Annotated in this window: 16 protein-coding genes and 1 other RNA gene; 14 read left to right on the forward strand and 3 right to left on the reverse strand. The window is 67.2% G+C overall.

Annotation, left to right across the window (positions count from 1 at the left end; all coding sequences use genetic code 11):
* Position 1 precedes the first annotated feature (1 nt).
* The 6 genes from QRM89_RS06200 (at position 2) to QRM89_RS06225 (ending at position 4,449) form a co-directional block, all read left to right on the forward strand.
* Positions 2–73, forward strand: a non-coding RNA gene (locus tag QRM89_RS06200) — sX9 sRNA.
* Positions 74–398: 325 nt separating this feature from the next.
* Entirely contained in the window at positions 399–740 is a 342-nt protein-coding gene (locus QRM89_RS06205) for a hypothetical protein (RefSeq protein ID WP_285447562.1), read from the forward strand.
* Positions 730–1,002 carry a hypothetical protein gene (locus QRM89_RS06210; protein WP_057671043.1) on the forward strand — a complete coding sequence of 91 codons (273 nt, stop codon included), beginning with the start codon at positions 730–732 and terminating at the stop codon, positions 1,000–1,002. The genes QRM89_RS06205 and QRM89_RS06210 overlap by 11 nt, the downstream gene beginning before the upstream one ends.
* Complete coding sequence (locus QRM89_RS06215) at positions 999–2,534, forward strand: PepSY-associated TM helix domain-containing protein (protein ID WP_285447533.1); 1,536 nt, start codon at positions 999–1,001, stop codon at positions 2,532–2,534. The genes QRM89_RS06210 and QRM89_RS06215 overlap by 4 nt, the downstream gene beginning before the upstream one ends.
* Before the next feature lie 172 nt (positions 2,535–2,706).
* Complete coding sequence (locus QRM89_RS06220; RefSeq protein ID WP_285447534.1) at positions 2,707–3,171, forward strand: metallophosphoesterase family protein; 465 nt, start codon at positions 2,707–2,709, stop codon at positions 3,169–3,171.
* A gap of 129 nt (positions 3,172–3,300) precedes the next feature.
* Complete coding sequence (locus tag QRM89_RS06225; protein WP_285447535.1) at positions 3,301–4,449, forward strand: aldo/keto reductase; 1,149 nt, start codon at positions 3,301–3,303, stop codon at positions 4,447–4,449.
* A gap of 202 nt (positions 4,450–4,651) precedes the next feature.
* Here QRM89_RS06225 and QRM89_RS06230 read toward each other — a convergent pair whose 3' ends face one another.
* Genes QRM89_RS06230 through QRM89_RS06240 form a run of 3 tightly spaced genes read right to left on the reverse strand, consistent with a single transcriptional unit; the run spans position 4,652 to position 8,287 of the window.
* A complete protein-coding gene (locus QRM89_RS06230; protein ID WP_285447536.1) occupies positions 4,652–5,590 on the reverse strand; it encodes a rhamnogalacturonan acetylesterase in 939 nt (312 codons plus the stop codon).
* 22 nt (positions 5,591–5,612) lie between these two features.
* Positions 5,613–7,235 (reverse strand): carboxylesterase/lipase family protein, encoded by a 1,623-nt coding sequence (locus QRM89_RS06235; protein ID WP_285447537.1) that lies wholly within the window; start codon positions 7,233–7,235, stop codon positions 5,613–5,615.
* A complete protein-coding gene (locus QRM89_RS06240; RefSeq protein ID WP_285447538.1) occupies positions 7,232–8,287 on the reverse strand; it encodes an alpha/beta hydrolase in 1,056 nt (351 codons plus the stop codon). The genes QRM89_RS06235 and QRM89_RS06240 overlap by 4 nt, the downstream gene beginning before the upstream one ends.
* A 140-nt stretch (positions 8,288–8,427) precedes the next feature.
* On the opposite strand from QRM89_RS06240, the gene QRM89_RS06245 reads away from it, so the two are divergent.
* From QRM89_RS06245 to kduD, 8 genes are all read left to right on the forward strand, one after another.
* On the forward strand, positions 8,428–9,249 hold the full coding sequence (locus QRM89_RS06245) for a 2-keto-4-pentenoate hydratase (RefSeq protein ID WP_285447539.1): 822 nt from the start codon (positions 8,428–8,430) through the stop codon (positions 9,247–9,249).
* A gap of 36 nt (positions 9,250–9,285) precedes the next feature.
* Positions 9,286–10,284 (forward strand): TRAP transporter substrate-binding protein, encoded by a 999-nt coding sequence (locus QRM89_RS06250; RefSeq protein WP_011035404.1) that lies wholly within the window; start codon positions 9,286–9,288, stop codon positions 10,282–10,284.
* 10 nt (positions 10,285–10,294) lie between these two features.
* Positions 10,295–10,816 (forward strand): TRAP transporter small permease, encoded by a 522-nt coding sequence (locus QRM89_RS06255; RefSeq protein WP_161960236.1) that lies wholly within the window; start codon positions 10,295–10,297, stop codon positions 10,814–10,816.
* Positions 10,816–12,099 (forward strand): TRAP transporter large permease, encoded by a 1,284-nt coding sequence (locus QRM89_RS06260; RefSeq protein ID WP_005989684.1) that lies wholly within the window; start codon positions 10,816–10,818, stop codon positions 12,097–12,099. Before QRM89_RS06255 ends, QRM89_RS06260 begins: the two co-directional genes overlap by 1 nt.
* Positions 12,100–12,197: 98 nt before the next feature.
* Positions 12,198–13,778, forward strand: coding sequence for a family 43 glycosylhydrolase (locus tag QRM89_RS06265; RefSeq protein ID WP_285447540.1), 1,581 nt, complete (start codon positions 12,198–12,200; stop codon positions 13,776–13,778).
* A gap of 140 nt (positions 13,779–13,918) precedes the next feature.
* On the forward strand, positions 13,919–14,977 hold the full coding sequence (locus QRM89_RS06270) for a LacI family DNA-binding transcriptional regulator (RefSeq protein ID WP_014509500.1): 1,059 nt from the start codon (positions 13,919–13,921) through the stop codon (positions 14,975–14,977).
* Positions 14,978–15,755: 778 nt separating this feature from the next.
* Positions 15,756–16,610: a 5-dehydro-4-deoxy-D-glucuronate isomerase gene (gene kduI / locus QRM89_RS06275; protein WP_011035408.1), complete on the forward strand. Its 855-nt coding sequence runs from the start codon at positions 15,756–15,758 to the stop codon at positions 16,608–16,610.
* A gap of 75 nt (positions 16,611–16,685) precedes the next feature.
* Positions 16,686–17,441 carry a 2-dehydro-3-deoxy-D-gluconate 5-dehydrogenase KduD gene (kduD, locus tag QRM89_RS06280; protein ID WP_011035409.1) on the forward strand — a complete coding sequence of 252 codons (756 nt, stop codon included), beginning with the start codon at positions 16,686–16,688 and terminating at the stop codon, positions 17,439–17,441.
* Positions 17,442–17,470: the final 29 nt, after the last annotated feature.

The following is a 17,470-nucleotide window of genomic DNA, read 5'->3' on the forward strand; positions in this document are numbered from 1 at the left end:
CATGTACCCACGCACACTCCGCCTCCGCGCCGTCCGCACCCACCTGACGACTGGTCGCTACGTTTTGTTAGCCGCTCTTAGTGGGTGACACCGGCCACGCCTCCGTTGGAGGTAGTCGTGCTGGTCATCGTTGAACAGGCAGCCCTGGGAGGGCTGCCGGGCACAGCCGCCGCCATGCCTCTTGTCGACCGTCTTCGCGGGAGAGCTGTGCGTGCGCGTTTTACAAAGGGTGGGTCGAACTCGGTGTGGGTGGGCGCGTGGAGCCGATTGGCCAGCGCGTGGGTGCCTATGTGGGTGCGGCGGCGAACTGCTGCGGGCGTTGCCGATCCCGCGCGCTGGCAGGCAACGGCGCCAGCGCGGTGTCGAGACTTCGGCTGCACGGCATGGCACTGCGGCGCATGTGCGTAGTCGCGTCTGCGGTGGACTGCAAGGCCGCGCACATGCATAGCCTGATGACGTGCCTTTACCTGTTGTGCGCGGGCGCTGCGGCGTGCGGTTTTCATCTCGCCACCGCGCATCAGCGCCTGTGGCTGCGCGGTCGCCCGCGCGCGCGCGTGCTGCGTGCAGGCGCCAGCGTGCTGCTGGTGCTGGCGGTTGCCTGCGCCATTACCGCATCAGGCACCTGGGCCGGCGTCTTCTCGGCACTGACGGCAGCGATGCTGGCCGCGGTGGCCCTGCCATTTCTGGACGCCTGGCAACAGGCACGCACGCAACGCCGGCAGGTGCGCCATGTGGAGTAGATGGGTGGCGGCGGTGCTGCTCGGGTTGCCGCTGGCAGTGGGCGTGGTTGGCCTGTGCGCGGTGGTGCTGCCCGGCCCGCAGCGTAGCTATACGCTGGCCTGGCTGTTGCTGATGTTCCCGGTGTGGATTGGCGCCATGGCCTTGCCGTTCGTGTTTCGCAGCGCTGCGCGCGCCTGGCTGTGGTTGGGCGGGGTGACCGTGCTGTGCTATCTCGCGCTGGCAGCGATCAAGGCGCTGGGCTGGGTCGAGGTGATTGCATGAAGGCTGCAACCTTGCGCGCGTTTCTGTCCGTGCACAGCTGGATGGGTCTGCTGGCGGGCATGGCCTTGTTCATCGCGTTCTATGCCGGTGCCATCACCGTGTTTACGCACGCATTGAGCAACTGGCAGACCACGCCGCCTGCCACGCAGGCCGTACCGGCGGACCCGGTGGCCGCCGCGCAAACCTTGCTGGATACGGTGATTGCCGCGCACCCGCAGGTGGCCGAGTCGTTCCTGGTGCTGCTGCCCGGCGAGCATGGGCCGCTGGCACGGGTATATTGGTACGGCCCGCAGGCCGATGCCAGCGGTGGCATGCGCCAGTATCAGCTCAGCAGCAGCGGTGCGCTGCTGGAACTGCCGCAGCGCGTGGGCTTTGCCGATTTTCTCTACGACCTGCATTTCACTGCCGGCTTGCCACGCACCTTCGGCACGTATCTGTTTGGCGTGGTGAGCGTGCTGTACGGGCTGGCCCTGGTCAGTGGCGTGGTGCTGTATGCGCCGGTGTTCTTCAAGGACCTGTTCGCGCTGCGCATCGGTGCCAACCTCAAGCGGCTGTGGCAGGACGCGCACAATGTGGTGGGCATGCTGTCGCTGCCGTTCCATGTGATCTTCGCTTGGTCCGGTGCGGTGTTGTGCCTGGGTGTGCTGCTGCTGGCGCCGTTCCAGTTCCTGGTCTTCGACGGCAAGTTGTTGCAGATCCTGGAGCCGGACTTCGAACTCACCCCGCATGTGGCACCGGCCAACCGCGTAGCGCCGGTGTTGCCGATGGCGACCTTGCTGGAGAAGGCGCGCGCCGCCAGCCCCGGCTTCGTGCCGGAAAGCGTGAGTTACCACGACGCAGGCGATGCCAACGCGCGCGTGGAAGTCTATGGCCATCACGATCAGCGCCAGCTCAACACGTTGGGCGGTGTGGCATTGGAAGGCGCCACCGGCAAGGTGCTGCGCGTGCTCTCGCCGCGCACGATGCGGGCCGGCACTGCCGCCCTGCGTGGCCTGCAAGGGCTGCACTTCGGCAACTTCGGGCATGCGCCGCTGCAGTGGCTGTATTTCCTGCTCGGCCTGGGCGGCGCCTTCCTGTTCTACAGTGGCAACCTGCTGTGGATCGAGACACGCCGCAAGCGCCGTCAGCTTGCGCAGCCGCGTCGCACCCATGCCATGGCACGGCTCACCGTCGGTGTCTGTCTGGGCAGCGTGGCCGGGATCTCGGCGTTGTTCAGTGCCGCACGGGTGCTGCCGCCGGGTCAGGAGCGCGTGGTCTATTACGCGGTGTTCGCCGCTTGCGTGCTGTGGGCTGCGCTGCGCCCCACCGCACGCGGCGCGTATGAAGTGCTGCTTGCCTGCGCGGCGTTGACCGCTGCAATTCCGCTGGCCAGCTGTTTTTCCGCAGCGGGACCGGTGCTGCCCTGGCACGACACCCTGGTGCTGACCGTCGACGTGGTCGCCCTGGTCATGGCATGGAGTTACTGGCAACTGGCGCGCGCCAGCAAGCGGCGTGGCGCGCAGGGCGACCCGAACAGTGTGTGGGCATGGTGATGGCCGTGGCGTCGTGCAGCGTGCGGCCTTTGCGACTTCGCCAACGGCTGTAGTGCCATTGGATGGGGTCGCAGCAGTCAACGGCAACAGTCATCGCGTTGAACACTGACACCCGCTGGACGCCGCAGGGCGCATGCTGTGCGGCATTGTTTGCAACGCTTGCCTTATCACGATGCCCGCTGTCCAACGCATTGGTTTGATTTCCGACACGCACGGTCTGTTGCGGCCCGAAGCGGTGGCCGCACTGCAGGGATGCAGTGCGATCCTGCATGCCGGCGATGTGGGTGCGCCAGAGATTCTGCAGGCACTGGCCGCGCTGGCGCCTCTGCATGCGATTGCCGGCAATATCGATATCGCGCCCTGGGCGGCCGCGCTGCCACCCACGCGCGATCTGGTGATCGCCGGCGTGCGCATCCACATGCTGCACGATCTGAAAACGCTGGCGCCTGATGTGCAGGCCGATGTCATTGTCAGCGGGCATTCGCACAAGCCGCTGGTGCACACGCGCGCTGGCGTGCTGTACGTCAATCCCGGCAGTGCCGGGCGCCGCCGCTTCAGCCTGCCGATCAGCGTGGGCACGTTGTGGCTGGGCGATGGCGCACCGCGTGCGGAGCTATGCGTGCTGGACGTGCGCTGACGCAGTTGCCGCGTGTGTGACGTGCACCACGCGCGTGGCCGCACACGCGCAGCAATCACGGCAACGATGACCTGGCCTGCACACCGGCGCGCCCATCCTCGTGCGCTGATTCGTTGCGAGGACATCAGCATGAATACACGTCGCCAATTCCTGTCTGCTGCCGCGGCCGGCACCACGGCGCTGGCCGCATCGCCATTGCTGGCACAGTCGTCCGCACCCGGAAGCGTGATGCCCACGCGCGGCCGCACGGCGGCCTCTGCCGTGCAAACTAGCGCTCCAGCCAAGGGCGCACGTTATCGGCCGACCACGCGGCTGGGCTTTGGCGGCGTTGCGATCGGCAATGGGTTTGCCCCTGCCACCGATGCGCAAAGCGAGCAGACGCTGGCGGCGGTGTGGGACTCGGGCGTGCGCTATTTCGATACCTCGCCGTGGTACGGGCTGGGCCTGTCCGAACGCCGCACCGGCCATCATCTGCATAACCATGCCGCCGATAGCTACGTGCTCTCGACCAAGGTGGGGCGCTTGCTGACCGCGACCGACAAGCCACCGAAGACCATGTGGCAGCAACCGTCGCCGTTCGATTACCGCTACGACTACAGCGCCGCCGGCGTGCGCCGCTCGATCGAAGACAGCCTGCAACGGCTGGGGGTGTCGCAGATCGACATCGTGTACATCCACGATCTCTCGCCGGAGAACGAAAAAGACCTCGGCATGCCCTGGGAACAGCGCTTTGCCGAGGCGGCCAAGGGCGCGATGCCGGAGCTGACCAGGATGCGCAAGGAGGGCCTGATCAAGGCCTGGGGCTTTGGCGTCAATCGCCCGGAACCGGCCTTGCGTGCAATCGAAGAAGCCGACCCGGATATCTTCTTGCTGGCCTGCCAGTACTCGTTGCTCGACCACGCGCAGGCCTTGCATGACACCTTCCCGAAGATCGCCAGGCACGGCGCGTCGGTGGTGGTGGGCGCGCCGCTGCTGGCCGGCTATCTGGCCGGGCGCGACCGCTATCTGTACGAAGGCACGGTGCCGGAGTGGGCGCCGGCCAAACGCCAGAAGGCCCTGGCGATCTGCGACAAACACGGCGTGGATCTGCGCACGGTGTCGCTGCAGTTTGCTGCCGCACCGGAGGTGGTGTCGGCAGTGATTCCCGGCGCACGCACGGCCGAACAGGCGCAGGCCAACGCGGCCTCGATGCGGGTGGCGATTCCTGCCGCGCTCTGGGAAGACCTCAAGCGCGCGCAGGTGATCGAAGCGGATGCGCCGGTGCCGGCGGCTGGGTGATCTGACCGCGCTGCTGCTGCGAGGTGGTTTGGAGAAGGTTAGCGGCGCGCTGTTAGATGTAGCGCGCTGTCTCCATTGCAGTGCTGACGAGGTCGTCGCAGCACGGCAAGGAGCAACCGAACTTCAAGCGACATGCCCGCAGTCGTGGCAGCGCGCCCATCTGCAGTGAGCTGTTGCACTACAGCAGCAATAACGCAGAACATCACGGAATCAACAACGGCCGCAACGCAGGCACATGCTGCGCCAACTCATCGGCCACGATCGCCGCAAACAGGTCCGCACCATCGGCGCCGAGATGCGTGTAGTCGAACGCGAGCTTGGCCTGGCCCATCGGTTCTGCGCTGGCGTTGTCCTGCGCGGTGGCAGCGGTGGTGGTGGGCTTCGCCACTGCCGCAGGCGCCGAGGAGGGCGCAGCCGTCTGCGCCGGCGTCTTGCCGATGGTGGTGCCCGATTGCGCGGCAACCAGTTGCGCCGGCTCTGCCGGGCGCTGCGCCAGCCGCATTGCCAGCACCGGGCCCATGCCTTGCACCAGCGCCCGGCTGCGCGCGTGCAGGTCGATGAGTGGCACCTGCAGCTCACGCGCCACCGCACGCGTGGCCGCTGCCCACGGCGCCAGGTCGTCGATCAACTGACCGCGTTCGAATTGCCGCCGCGTCAGCGGCGTCACCAGCACCGGCAGCGCTCCGGCCGCACGCGCTTCGTTGACGTAGCGACGCAGGTTGGCCGGGAATTCGGTGGCCAGATCGGTCGAGCGCCCCGGCTTGCCGGGTTGATCGTTATGGCCGAACTGAATCAGCACCACCACCTGCCGATAGCCGCCGCTGCGCAGTTCCTTCAGCGCGATCTCCCACGAGCCTTCGGCGCGGTAGTTGGACGTGCTGCGGCCACCGCGTGCCAGGTTGAGGCAGCTCAGAAACGAGGTGACATGCTGCGCGCAGAAACTCGGGCCCCAGCCACCTTGTACGGCGGTGGTGGAATCGCCCACCAGCACGATCTTGCTGGCGGCCAACGGCGTGGTGGATGTCGCGGGCACGGGCACGGGCACGGTGGGATCCTGCACCACTGCTGCAGCGGCCGCCTGCGCCGACAACGCCATGCACATGGCCAATAGCGTCAACACCGCGAAAGAAAACATACGCATGGATCACCGTAGAGCAGGGCGGTCAGAACGTGCCGCGTTGAATGAAGGGGGCTTGCTGATACAGCTCCCGCTCGCCGCCGCGCGGGTCGTTCGCCAGTTGGCTGGGCACATCGAACAGCAGCGTCTCGCGGCGCTCCAGCGAGTACTGTTTCCAGCGCGGCAGGCTGCGATGATTGGGGTCGCCGTGACGTGCGAACGCGAGCAGGGCCGTGCTCATCTGGTCGGCCATCTGCTGCGCGGCGGGGCTATCGCCGGTACGCGATCCCGGCTGGGCAATGGTGTCGAAGACCAGCGGAATATCCAGCGTGTGGAAGGCGCCGAACTTGCCGCCGTCCAGTGGCGAGCCCCAGTCGAGTTGATATGCCCAGGTCGGTGCGCCCTGGCGTGCGCGTGCCTCGGCTTCTTCGATGGCGCCGCGCCAGGAACGCCCCGCCGTGGTGGCCGCGAAAAACACTTGCGACGGCGTGTAATGCGGATACAGCCGGCGGTAGTGCGCAATCACCACCTGCGGCAGCAGGTCCACGTACTGCTGGGCTTCCAGCTTGGCCGGCAACGTGTCCCAGGTCAGCGCGAAGTTGCCTGCATCGTTGCCCAGAAACGCACGCGTTTCATCGCGTGTATTGCCGATCACCATCGGGATGCGCGCCGACTGCACCGGTGCGGTCGGCCAGAACGGATGCACCGGTAACGCGCGTGCGTCCAGCACCGGACCCAGATACAGCGCGCTGTTTTCCACCCGCGAGGGGTCGCGCACCTGCGCGGCGGCCAGCAGCTGTGCCGCCGGCAGGGTGCGAATGCGCGCCAGCGTGTCGGGTGCAAGTTTCAGCGCATCCAGCAACAGCTGCGCGCGCTGGGTGGCCGCACGCGGGCCGGCGGCGGTGACCTGCTGGCCGCTCATGGTCCAGGCACGGTGGAACAGCCCGCGTGCGGCCGGCATCGCCATCAGTGTGGCGATCTTGGCACCGCCGCCGGACTGGCCGAACACGGTGACATTGCCCGCATCGCCGCCAAATTCCGCTGCATGCGCGCGCACCCACTGCAAGGCCTGGATCAGGTCGAGCTGGCCGGCATTGCCGGAGTCGGCAAACGTCGCGTCGCCGAGCTGCGCCAGGTACAGATACCCGAACACATTGAGGCGGTGATTGACGGTGATCACCACCACATCGCCGCGCGTGCACAGACGGGTACCGTCGTACAGCGGGTCGCTGCCGGAGCCGGTGGTATAGCCGCCGCCGTGGATGTAGACCAGGATCGGCCGCTTGCCACCATCGCGCAGCGCCGGCGTCCACACGTTGAGGAACAGGCAGTCTTCGCTGGTGGGTTCGCTGGCCTTGGGCTGCGGCGCGGCCGCACCGTAGGCAGTGGCGTCGCGGATGCCGTCCCACGGCGTTTCCAGCACCGGGGCCTGAAAGCGCCGTGGCCCGGTGTCGCCCCCATACGGAATGCCCTTGAACACGCAGATGCCCTGGCTGCGCACACCGCGCACCTGGCCGCTGCGCACGCGTGCCACCGGTGTGCTGGTGTCGCGCGGCGGTGCCGGTGCGGCGGCGGCGCTCAGACCGGGCACTGCGGCGGCAGCGCCGGCCAGCAGGCCGCCACACACCAGCAGGCGGCGGCGCGGATCAACGCCGGTGGCGCGCGTCACCGCGGCGCATCCTGCGGCGCGGCAGGTGCGCTGACCTGCTGGATCCAGGCCTGGGCCAGCTGCGGCCACGCGGCCAGCGTCAGGCCGGTGGTGCCGCGGGTGCCGAAGCCATGGCCGCCCTGCGGGAACACATGCAGCTCGCTCGGCACGCCGGCGCGCAGCAGTGCATCGTGCATGAGTAGGCTGTTGCGTACCGAAACAACGGTGTCGTCCTGGGCATGCAGCAGGAAGGTGGGCGGCGTGCGTGCATCCACGTGCCATTGCGGCGAATACGCGCGCAGCTTGGCGTCGCTGGGCGCGTTGCCGAGCAGGCGTTCGCGCGAGCCCATGTGCGCGTTGGCGGCGTCCATGTCGATCACCGGGTAGATCAAGAGCTGGAAATCCGGGCGTGCGCTCAGCGTGTCGGCGCGGTCCACCGCCGGATACACCTGCGCGGCATAGCGGGTGCCCAGGCTGGCCGCCACATGCCCGCCGGCCGAGAAGCCCATCACGCCAACGCGCTGCGCATCGATGCCATAGCGCGCGGCATTGGCGCGGATCAGCCGGAGCGCGCGCTGTGCGTCGGCCAGCGGCACGTCGGCGCCGTTGGGGTGGCCCTCGCCGGGCAGGCGGTAACGCAGCACGAACAGGGTGATGCCTGCCCGGTCAACAAACCCCGACACCAGCGAGGTGCCTTCGTTGTCCAGCACGATGCGCTGGTAGCCGCCGCCGGGCGTGACCAGCAGCGCGGTGCCGTTAGGCCGGGCAGGGCGGTACACCACCATGTACGGCGCGCTGATCGACTGGATGTAGCGGTCCGGCACGGCCGCATCGCTGCTGCGCTCCACGATGCGCTGCGGTTGCGGCAGCGCGGTGTCCCCCGGTGCCATTCCGGCCGGCCACAACGGAATACGGCTGGCCTGCTCGGCGGCGCTGTCCGCACTGGGGCGCTCGTCGGGGGCCGCGGCGGCGGCGCCTGCGCTGAGCAAGGCTAGGCTGAGTAGCATGCCCCGGCAGCCTTGTACGACAACGGAAACGGCACGCCGGGCGTGCCTGCGATCGGTGTATTGCATAGACCCCTCCCAGGGTTTGCTTCGCTGCAGTGCACATGTTTGCCGCACTGCACATTGCCAATGACACCGGTTTACCATATACAGCACACCGTGCCGCTGTCGATTGGCAGTGCAACAAAACATCCATCAGGGAGACACCCTTGAGCAACGACGCCGCCACCCCGCCTTCGTCCACGTCCACGCTGTCCAAGATTGCCCAGCGCTTCGTGGAGGCCCGCCGTGCAGGCGCGTCGCTGCCCGACTTTCCAGGAGAAATCCCCGACGATCTGGTGACTGCCTACCAGGTGCAGGACATCGCCATCAGCCAGTGGGACGACCAGGTGGTCGGCTGGAAGGTGGGCTATATCGCCGCCGAGCGCCGCGACCACTCCGGCGACGAGCGCCTGCTGGGGCCGATCTTCGCCAACAAGCTGTGGAATGCCACCGGTGGTACAACCGAATTCCCGATCTACCAAGGCGGCTTTGGCGCGGTGGAAGCGGAGTACGTGCTGATGCTCGACGCCGATGCCCCGGCCGAGCAGACCCGCTTCACCCCGGAGCAGGCCGCCCAGGTGCCGGCCACATTGTTCATTGGCGTGGAGATCGCCAGCAGCCCGCTGGCCACCATCAACAAGCTGGGCCCGCGCGTGGTGGTCTCGGATTTCGGCAATAACAACGGGCTGATCCTGGGGCCGGAAATCACCGACTGGCTGGGCCGCGACGAGGCCTCGCTGACCGCGCAGACCCTGATCGACGACCAGGTGGTAGGCACGGGCGGCGCCACCACGCTGCCCGGCGGGTTGCGTGCGGCCTACGCTTTTGCGCTCAGCCGTTCGGCTCAGCGCGGGCGCCCGCTCAAGCGCGGTGATCTCATCGCCACGGGCAATGCCACCGGTATCCATGATATCGAAGTGGGACAGCGCGCCCTGATTCGCTTTGCCGGCTTCGGCGACATTTCCTGTACGGCTGTGTCCGCTAAATAACGCGGATGCAGTGACCAGACGCTTGGGAGGGCGCCAATGATCACTCGCAGACATTTCCTCGGTGCCGGGCTCGGCGCCGCCGCCGCCAGTCCCTGGCTGGGCGCCGGTGCCACCACACCGATTCCCGGCGGGCAGCTGCTCACCGCCACCGACGTGCACGTGGGCGACTACCCCACCGTGGAAGCGGTGCGCTGGTTCGGCAAGCAGCTCGAAGCACGCACCAATGGCCGGCTGAAGCTGCGCCAGTACCACTCCGGCCAGCTGGGCCGCGAGTCCGAGGCGATCGACATGGCGCGCTTCGGCGCCATCGACATCACCCGCGTCTACTCCGGTGCGTTGAACAACACCTTTCCGCTGACCCAGGCACTGTGCCTGCCATACGTGTTCGACTCGGTGCCGCATCTGCGCCGCGCCATCGACGGCCATGTCGGTGACAGCGTATTGCGCAGCTTCGAACAGCGCGATCTGGTCGGCCTGGCCATCTACGATTCCGGCGCGCGCTGCTTCTACAACACCAAGCATCCGCTGCACCGCCCGGAAGATCTCAAGGGCCTGAAGTTGCGCGTGGCCTCTTCGGACATCTTCCTCAAGCTGATGCGCATGCTGGGCGCCAACCCCACGCCGATGTCGCTGGGCGAGACGTTCTCGGCGATGGAAACGCACATGATCGACGGTGCGGAAAACAACATGCGCAGCTTCCAGTCCAGCCGCCATTTCGAAGCGGCGCGCTACTGGTCGCAGAGCGAGCATTCGTATGCGCCGGACATCCTGGTGATGTCGCGCAAGAGCTTCGAATCGCTGAGCCCGGCCGATCGTGGCCTGGTGGTGGAACTGGCGCGTGCGTCGGTACCGGTGATGCGCACGCTGTGGGATGCCTCCGAGGCCACCGCGCGGCAGCAGGTGATCGATTACGGCGTCAAGCTCAATCAGGTCGACATGCCGGCGTTCCGCGCCGCCGCCGCGCCGCTGCTGGCCGAGTACCGGCGCCAGCCGGAGATCGAAGCGCTGTACCGCCGCATCCGCGATTTTGCATAGAGGTGACCCGATGACCGAACCCGCATCCGTCAACGTGCCGGTCGCGCCATTGCAGCGCGCGCTGGACCGCGTTTCCAACTTCGCCATCGGCGTGGCAGCCATTGCGCTGCTTGGCCTGGTGGTCGTGCAGGGCTGGCAGGTGTTCACCCGCTACGTGCTCAACGACTCGCCCAGCTGGACCGAGCCGGTAACGCTGCTGTTGCTCAGCACCGCGCTGAGCCTGGCCGCCGCCGCCGGGGTGCATACCAACCGCCATTTCGGCTTCTATCTGCTCGGCGAACACATGCCGCCGCTGGTGCGCCGCGTGTTCGACGTGATTCGCCCGGTGATGATCATCGCCATCGGCGCGGTGCTGGCCTGGTGGAGTGCGGTCCTGTTGCTGGACGGGCTGGACATCAAGATGGCCGGCGCGCAGATGCCGCAGAGCATCAACTACCTGCCGCTGTCCATTGGCGGTGCGCTGATGGTGGTGTTTGCCTTGTACAAGTTGTGGCGTGTGCTGCGCCCGATCCACACCGGAGGAGTGCGCTGATGGGCATCGCCATGTTGTTGGGAACCTTTGTGGTGCTGCTGCTGATCGGCGTGCCGGTGGCCTACGCCCTGGGCGCGGCCGCACTGGCCACGTTGCTGTATCTGGACCTGCCTACGGTGGTGCTGGTGCAGCAGATTTCCGCCGGTAGCGGCTCGGCGTCGTTGATCGCGATTCCGTTGTTTATCTTCGCCGGCGAGCTGATGCTGCGTGGTGGCATTTCCGAACGCCTGATTGCGCTGGCGTCATCGCTGGTGGGGCGTGTGCGCGGTGGCCTGGGCCAGGTCAGCGTGCTGTCGTCGCTGTTCTTCGGCGGCGTGTCGGGCTCGGCGATTGCCGATGTCTCGGCGGTTGGCGGCACGATGATTCCGCAGATGATCAAGCGCGGCTACGACCGCGATTACGCGGTGAACGTGAGCATGACCGCCGCGCTGGTGGCGTTGCTGGTGCCGCCTTCGCACAACCTGATCCTGTTCTCGGCCGCGGCCGGCGGTGGCTTGTCGATCGCCGATCTGTTCGCAGCCGGCATCGTGCCTGCGTTGCTGATGACCGCCGCCATGATGGTCACTGGCTATGCGGTGGCGCGCCATCGCGGCTATGGCACCGAGCCGTTCCCGGGCTGGCGTGCGGTGGCCTTGCGCCTGTTCGGCGCACTGCCGGGCCTGGGCCTGGTGGCGTTGATCTTCATCGGTATCCGCGCCGGCATCTTCACCGCGGTGGAGAGTGCGGCCATCGCCGTGGTGTATGCGTTGATCGTCACCGCATTGCTGTATCGGCAGTTGCGCTGGGCCGAGTTCTTCGCGGCGGTGACGCACGCCGCGCGCACCACCGGCGTGATCCTGTTCGTGATCGCCACCGCGGCAGTATTCGGCTGGTTGCTTGCGTACCTGCAAGTGCCGGCGGCGGCGGTGAAGTTCCTGCAGGCCATTGCCGACAGCAAGAACACCGTGCTGCTGATGATCGTGGTGATGCTGCTGCTGCTGGGCATGTTCATGGACCTGGCACCGAAGATCCTGATCTGCACGCCGATCTTCCTGCCGGTGGTCAAGGCCTACGGCATCGACCCGATCCACTTCGGTCTGGTGATGGTGCTGGCCGGCGGTATCGGCTTGATCACTCCGCCGATCGGCTCGGTGTTGTTCATTGGTACCTCGATCGGCGAAATCACCGTGGCCCAAAGCATGCGCACCATCTGGCCGTTCTGGCTGGCGGCGTTGTGCGTGTTGCTGATCGTGGCGTTCTTCCCGGAGCTGTCGCTCTGGTTGCCCAGGGCACTGCGCGCGTAAGCGCCAGTGCCGGCGGGAGTCTCCCGCCTTCATCCAGCGGCCGGCGCTCCAGATGCCGGCCGCTGCATCGCCCCGCACACCGGGGACAAGGAGAGAGCATGCGGTTTCGAACCACCCCCCTGGCCCTGCGTTGGCTGACCACCGGGCTGCTGCTGTGCGCCAGCCTGGCCACCGCCGCCGACTGGAAGCGCGGCATCGAGCACCAGCGCATCGCCGATCAAGGCAATGGCACCTTCCTCAACCCGGTCTTGGCCGGCGACCATCCCGACCCGTCGGTGCTCAAGGACGGCCAGGACTACTACCTCACGCTGTCTTCGTTCGACGCCTACCCGGGCCTGCCGATCTGGCATTCGCGCGATCTGGTCAACTGGCAGCCGCTGGGCCATGCCATCACCCAGAACGTCGGCGCGATCTGGGCACCGGACCTGATCAAGCACGGCAAGCGCTACTACATCTATTTCCCGGCGCGGCGTGGCGACCAGGGCGAGCGCAGCAACTTCGTGGTGTGGGCCGATGACATCAAGGGCCCGTGGAGCAAGCCGATCGACATCGGTCTGGGCAAGTACATCGACCCCGGCCACGCAGTGGGCGAGGACGGCAAGCGCTACCTGTTTCTGAGTGGCGGCGACTATGTGCAGCTGTCCGACGACGGCCTGAAGGTGGTCGGCACGCCCAAGCACGTCTACGACGGCTGGAAATACCCGGAAAGCTGGGACGTGGAAGGCTATGCCCAGGAAGGCCCCAAGATCACCCGCCATAACGGCTGGTACTACATGACCACCGCGGTGGGCGGCACCGCCGGCCCGCCGACCGGGCACATGGTGATCACCGCGCGCTCGCGCTCGATCCACGGCCCCTGGCAGAACGCACCCAACAACCCGATCACCCGTACCAAGAGCGCCGACGAGCCGTGGTGGTCGCGTGGCCACGCCACCCTGGTGGAAGGCACCGACCAGCGCTGGTGGATGCTCTACCACGGCTACGAGCACGGCTTCTGGACGCTGGGCCGGCAGGCCTTGCTCGACCCCATCGAGTGGACGCCCGATGGCTGGTTCGTGGCCAAGGGCGGCGACCTGGGTACGCCGTTGAAGAAGCCCAGCGGCCAGGCCCTGCCGCACGGCCTGGCATTGTCGGACGACTTCCGCGCCGCAACGCTCGGGCCGCAGTGGTCGTTCTTCAACCCGGCCGCCGATGAAGCCAAGCGCCTGCAGGTGGGCGATGGCGTGCTGCGCCTGCAGGGCAAGGGCAGCGCGCCGCGCGATGCCTCGCCGCTGACGGTGATCGCCACCGACCAGGCCTACCAGTTCGAGGTGCAGATGACCGTGGCACCGGGCGGGCAGGGCGGGGCGCTGCTGTTCTACAGCGACAAGCTCTACGCCGGGGTGGGCAGCAATGGCGAAAACTTCGTCATGCACCGCTACGGCGAAGAACGCCCGGCCAAGCTGCCGCCCAGCAGCAAGGGCGGCGCGCTGTGGCTGCGCGTCACCAACAACCGCCACATCGTCACCATCCACACCAGCACCGACGGCACCAGGTGGACCAAGTACCCGGTGCAGATGGAAGTGTCCGGCTACCACCACAACGTGGCCGGCAAGTTCCTGGCACTGAAACCGGCGTTGTACGCCGCCGGACAGGGCCAGGTGGAGTTCCGCAACTTCCGCTACCGCGCTCTGGACTGACCGTTCTGCATTGCCAGGCATGCCGCGGCGCCACTGGCCGCAGCCCGCCACAGGGTGCGAAACGGGACATCGGCAGGCTCCGCTAGGGCCTGCTGGCCCGCTGGCCGGTAGAATCCAATCAACTCGAACGGTTGACCGCTATGCCCGCCCGCAAGAATCCCGAAGAGGGAATGCCCGGCCTGCCGAAGGGCAAGGTAGCAACGATCAACGACATCGCGCGGATGTCGGGCGTGTCCAAGAAGACCGTCTCGCGGATCATCAACAACTCGCCGCTGGTGCGGCAGGACACCCGCGAGAAGGTCGAGGCGCTGATGCGCGAGGTGGGCTACGCGCCCGACCCGCTCGCCCGCGGGCTGGCGTTCCGGCGCTCGTTCCTGATCGGCATGGTCTACGACAACCCCACCGCGCAGTACATCGTGGACATGCAATACGGCGCGCTGGACGCCTTGCGTGGCTCCAGCTTCGAGCTGGTGGTGCACCCTTGCGACAGCCGCAGCCCGGGCTATATCGAAGGCGTGCGTCGGTTTGCCCAGGCGCAGAAGCTGCACGGGGTGATCCTGGTGCCGCGTGCCTCCGAGGACCAGGCGCTGGCCGACATGCTGGCCGAGATCGGTTGCCGCTACACCCGCATCGCCTCGATCGCGCTGGACACCACCTCGCAGACGGTGATCACCCACGACCGCGACGGCGCGGCCGAGGCGGCCGACTACCTGCTCTCGCTCGGCCACCGCGACATCGCCCTGGTCACCGGCCCCAGCGCCTATCGCTCCTCGATCGAGCGCACCGCCGGCTTTGCCGACGCCTTGACCCGGCGTGGCATCGAACTGCCGCCCGAGCGCATCGTGGAAGCCGGCTATACCTTCGAATCGGGCGTGGCCGCGGCCGAAAAGCTGCTGCTGGGCAAAAAGCGCCCCACCGCCATCTTCACCGGTAACGACGAAATGGCCGCCGGTATCTACAAGGTGGCCCTGCGCGCCGGCATCAACATCCCGCGCCAGCTGTCGGTGATCGGTTATGACGACAGCTCGCTGGCCTCGCGCCTGTGGCCGCCGCTGACTTCGGTGCGCCGCCACACCCGCGACACCGGCCGCACCGCCGCCGCCATGCTGATCCAGCCCGACAACGCCCCGCAGCTGCCCACCGCCAGCGTGCGCCCGCACCTGATCGTGCGCGACTCCTGCCAACCGCCGGAAGATTGAGGGAGGTCAAAGCCTGGGGAGGGACGCCAAGCAAAGCGCTGGCGATTCACTTGTGACGGCGCGTGGCGACGCGCTGGTCAGGGCAGGCGTTGGCAATCCACCGAGGCGCACCCTCATCCGGCGCTACGCGCCACCTTCTCCCGTAGGGGAGAAGGGAGTGGGCCCCTCTCCCTCCGGGGCGAGAAGGCACGGCTTACGCGCCATGGGCGCGCGTGCCTTGGAGCGCCCGCGCCGCAAGCGCGGGCCGGGGCGCGGAGCGGGGGTTGGGGTGAGGGTACGGCGGCAGACCGCCATCTGCGAAAGCTCAGCCATGAGCTCAGGTGGAGAGCATGTAAGCCTTCACTCGCGCCAACCCACCTGCGCGCCACAACAACGCGCGCAGCCTCGTACCCTCATCCGGCGCTACGCGCCACCTTCTCCCGAGGGGAGAAGGAATCAAAACCCCTCTCCCTCCGGGAGAGGGGTTGGGGTGAGGGTACGACGGCAGACCGCCATCTGAGAAAGCTCAGCCATGAGCTCAGGTAGGAGGCGCATAAGCCTCCACCCGACCAAACCAAGCCGCGCCCCAACACTGCGCGCTTCCTCGCACCCTCATCCGGCGCTACGCGCCACCTTCTCCCGAGGGGAGAAGGAAGTGGCCCCCCTCCCGGAGGGAAGCAGGCAGCTGCCAGCCCCACGCGCCGCTTTCGTGCACTGCGCAATGACACCGGTTTACCAGAGCCGGTAGAATGGCGCGGTGCGGGCTTTCATTCCCCCTCGCTTGCCACCGGAGATGCGCATGTCCCTCTATTGCAAGACCCATTACGCCACCCATCCGGACGCCCTCAAGGGCGCCAGCAACGACACCCTGCGCGAGCTCTACCTGCTCGACGGCCTGTTCGTCGCCGATGCGGTGACCCTCAAATACACCCATTACGAGCGCTTCGTGCTCGGTGGCGCCGCCCCGGTCGGCAAGACGCTGGAACTGCCCAAGCAGACCGAGCCCGCCTCGGCGGCCGGCCACCCGTTCCTGGAACGGCGCGAGCTGGGCGTCATCAATGTCGGCGCCGGCACCGGCACCGTCACCGTGGACGGCACCGCCTACACGCTCGGGCCCAAGGACGGCCTGTACGTGGCGATGGGCAGCACCGAGGTGAGTTTCGCGTCTGCCGATGCCGCCAACCCGGCGCAGTTCTACCTGGCCTCGACCCCGGCGCATGCGCGCTTCGAGACCAAGCAGCTGTCGATCAAGGACGCGGTGGCACTGGAGCGCGGCGCGCTGGAAACCAGCAACGAGCGCACCATCTACCAGTACATCGTGCCGGCCACCTGCCAGTCTTCGCAGCTGCTGCTGGGCCTGACCGTGCTCAAGCCGGGCAGCGTCTGGAACACCATGCCGCCGCATCTGCACGACCGCCGCAGCGAGGTGTATTTCTACTTCGATCTGGGCGCCAACGACCGCGTGTATCACTTCATGGGCGAGCCCGACGCGCAGCGCCACATCGTGATGCAGAACAACGAAGCGGTGGTGTCGCCGCCGTGGTCGATCCACATGGGCGCCGGCACCAGCAACTACGCCTTTATCTGGGCGATGGGCGGCGAAAACCTCGATTACACCGACATGCACGTGCTGGATATCTGCCAGCTCAAGTAATGCCCCGCCGCCGCGCCAACGGGTGCGGCGGCTCCATCATCGAACGCGGCATGCCGCATCTGGAGCGATAAGGTAATGAGCAATCCGTTCAGTCTCGAAGGCAAGGTCGCACTGGTCACCGGTGCCAACACTGGCCTGGGCCAGGGCATCGCGCTGGCACTGGCAGAGGCGGGCGCCGACATCGCCGCCGCCGGCATCCAGGCACCGACCGAGACCGAAGAAAAGGTCAAGGCGATGGGCCGCCGTTTCGTCGCCATCGAAGCCAACCTGATCAGCATCGAGCCGGTGCAGCGCATCCTCGATGAAACCCTCGCCGGCCTGGGCCGCCTGGACATCCTGGTCAACAATGCTGGCCTGATCCGCCGCACCGATGCGGTGGATTTCAGCGAGCAGGATTGGGACGACGTGATGAACGTCAACCTGAAATCGGCGTTCTTCATGTCGCAGGCCGCCGGCCGCCACTTCATCACGCAGGGCAGCGGCAAGATCATCAACATCGCCTCGATGCTGTCGTTCCAGGGCGGCATCCGCGTGCCGTCCTACACCGCCAGCAAGTCCGGCATCGCCGGCATCACCCGCCTGCTGGCCAACGAGTGGGGCAGCAAGGGCGTGACCGCCAACGCCATCGCCCCCGGCTACATGGCCACCGACAACACCGCGCAGCTGCGTGCCGACCAGGACCGCAACAAGTCCATCCTGGACCGCATCCCGGCCGCGCGCTGGGGTGTGCCGGCCGACCTCGGCGGCGCGGCGGTGTTCCTGGCCAGCAGCGCCTCGGACTACGTCAACGGCGCGATCATCCCGGTCGACGGCGGCTGGCTGGCGCGCTGAGAAAAATGCGTCGTTTCCTTCTCCCACCG

Origin of the sequence: Xanthomonas sp. LMC-A-07 (genome assembly GCF_030208825.1) — a bacterium.
GTDB classification, from domain to species: domain Bacteria; phylum Pseudomonadota; class Gammaproteobacteria; order Xanthomonadales; family Xanthomonadaceae; genus Xanthomonas; species Xanthomonas campestris.

Excerpts from the sequence above, each read along its gene's own strand:
- QRM89_RS06205 (WP_285447562.1), top strand. The coding sequence starts at position 399 with ATGTGCGTAGTCGCGTCTGCGGTGGACTGCAAGGCCGCGCACATGCAT.
- QRM89_RS06210 (WP_057671043.1), top strand. The coding sequence starts at position 730 with ATGTGGAGTAGATGGGTGGCGGCGGTGCTGCTCGGGTTGCCGCTGGCA.
- QRM89_RS06215 (WP_285447533.1), top strand. The coding sequence starts at position 999 with ATGAAGGCTGCAACCTTGCGCGCGTTTCTGTCCGTGCACAGCTGGATG.
- QRM89_RS06220 (WP_285447534.1), top strand. The coding sequence starts at position 2,707 with ATGCCCGCTGTCCAACGCATTGGTTTGATTTCCGACACGCACGGTCTG.
- QRM89_RS06225 (WP_285447535.1), top strand. The coding sequence starts at position 3,301 with ATGAATACACGTCGCCAATTCCTGTCTGCTGCCGCGGCCGGCACCACG.
- QRM89_RS06230 (WP_285447536.1), bottom strand. The coding sequence starts at position 5,590 with ATGCGTATGTTTTCTTTCGCGGTGTTGACGCTATTGGCCATGTGCATG.
- QRM89_RS06240 (WP_285447538.1), bottom strand. The coding sequence starts at position 8,287 with ATGCAATACACCGATCGCAGGCACGCCCGGCGTGCCGTTTCCGTTGTC.
- QRM89_RS06250 (WP_011035404.1), top strand. The coding sequence starts at position 9,286 with ATGATCACTCGCAGACATTTCCTCGGTGCCGGGCTCGGCGCCGCCGCC.
- QRM89_RS06255 (WP_161960236.1), top strand. The coding sequence starts at position 10,295 with ATGACCGAACCCGCATCCGTCAACGTGCCGGTCGCGCCATTGCAGCGC.
- QRM89_RS06260 (WP_005989684.1), top strand. The coding sequence starts at position 10,816 with ATGGGCATCGCCATGTTGTTGGGAACCTTTGTGGTGCTGCTGCTGATC.
- QRM89_RS06265 (WP_285447540.1), top strand. The coding sequence starts at position 12,198 with ATGCGGTTTCGAACCACCCCCCTGGCCCTGCGTTGGCTGACCACCGGG.
- QRM89_RS06270 (WP_014509500.1), top strand. The coding sequence starts at position 13,919 with ATGCCCGCCCGCAAGAATCCCGAAGAGGGAATGCCCGGCCTGCCGAAG.
- kduI (WP_011035408.1), top strand. The coding sequence starts at position 15,756 with ATGTCCCTCTATTGCAAGACCCATTACGCCACCCATCCGGACGCCCTC.
- kduD (WP_011035409.1), top strand. The coding sequence starts at position 16,686 with ATGAGCAATCCGTTCAGTCTCGAAGGCAAGGTCGCACTGGTCACCGGT.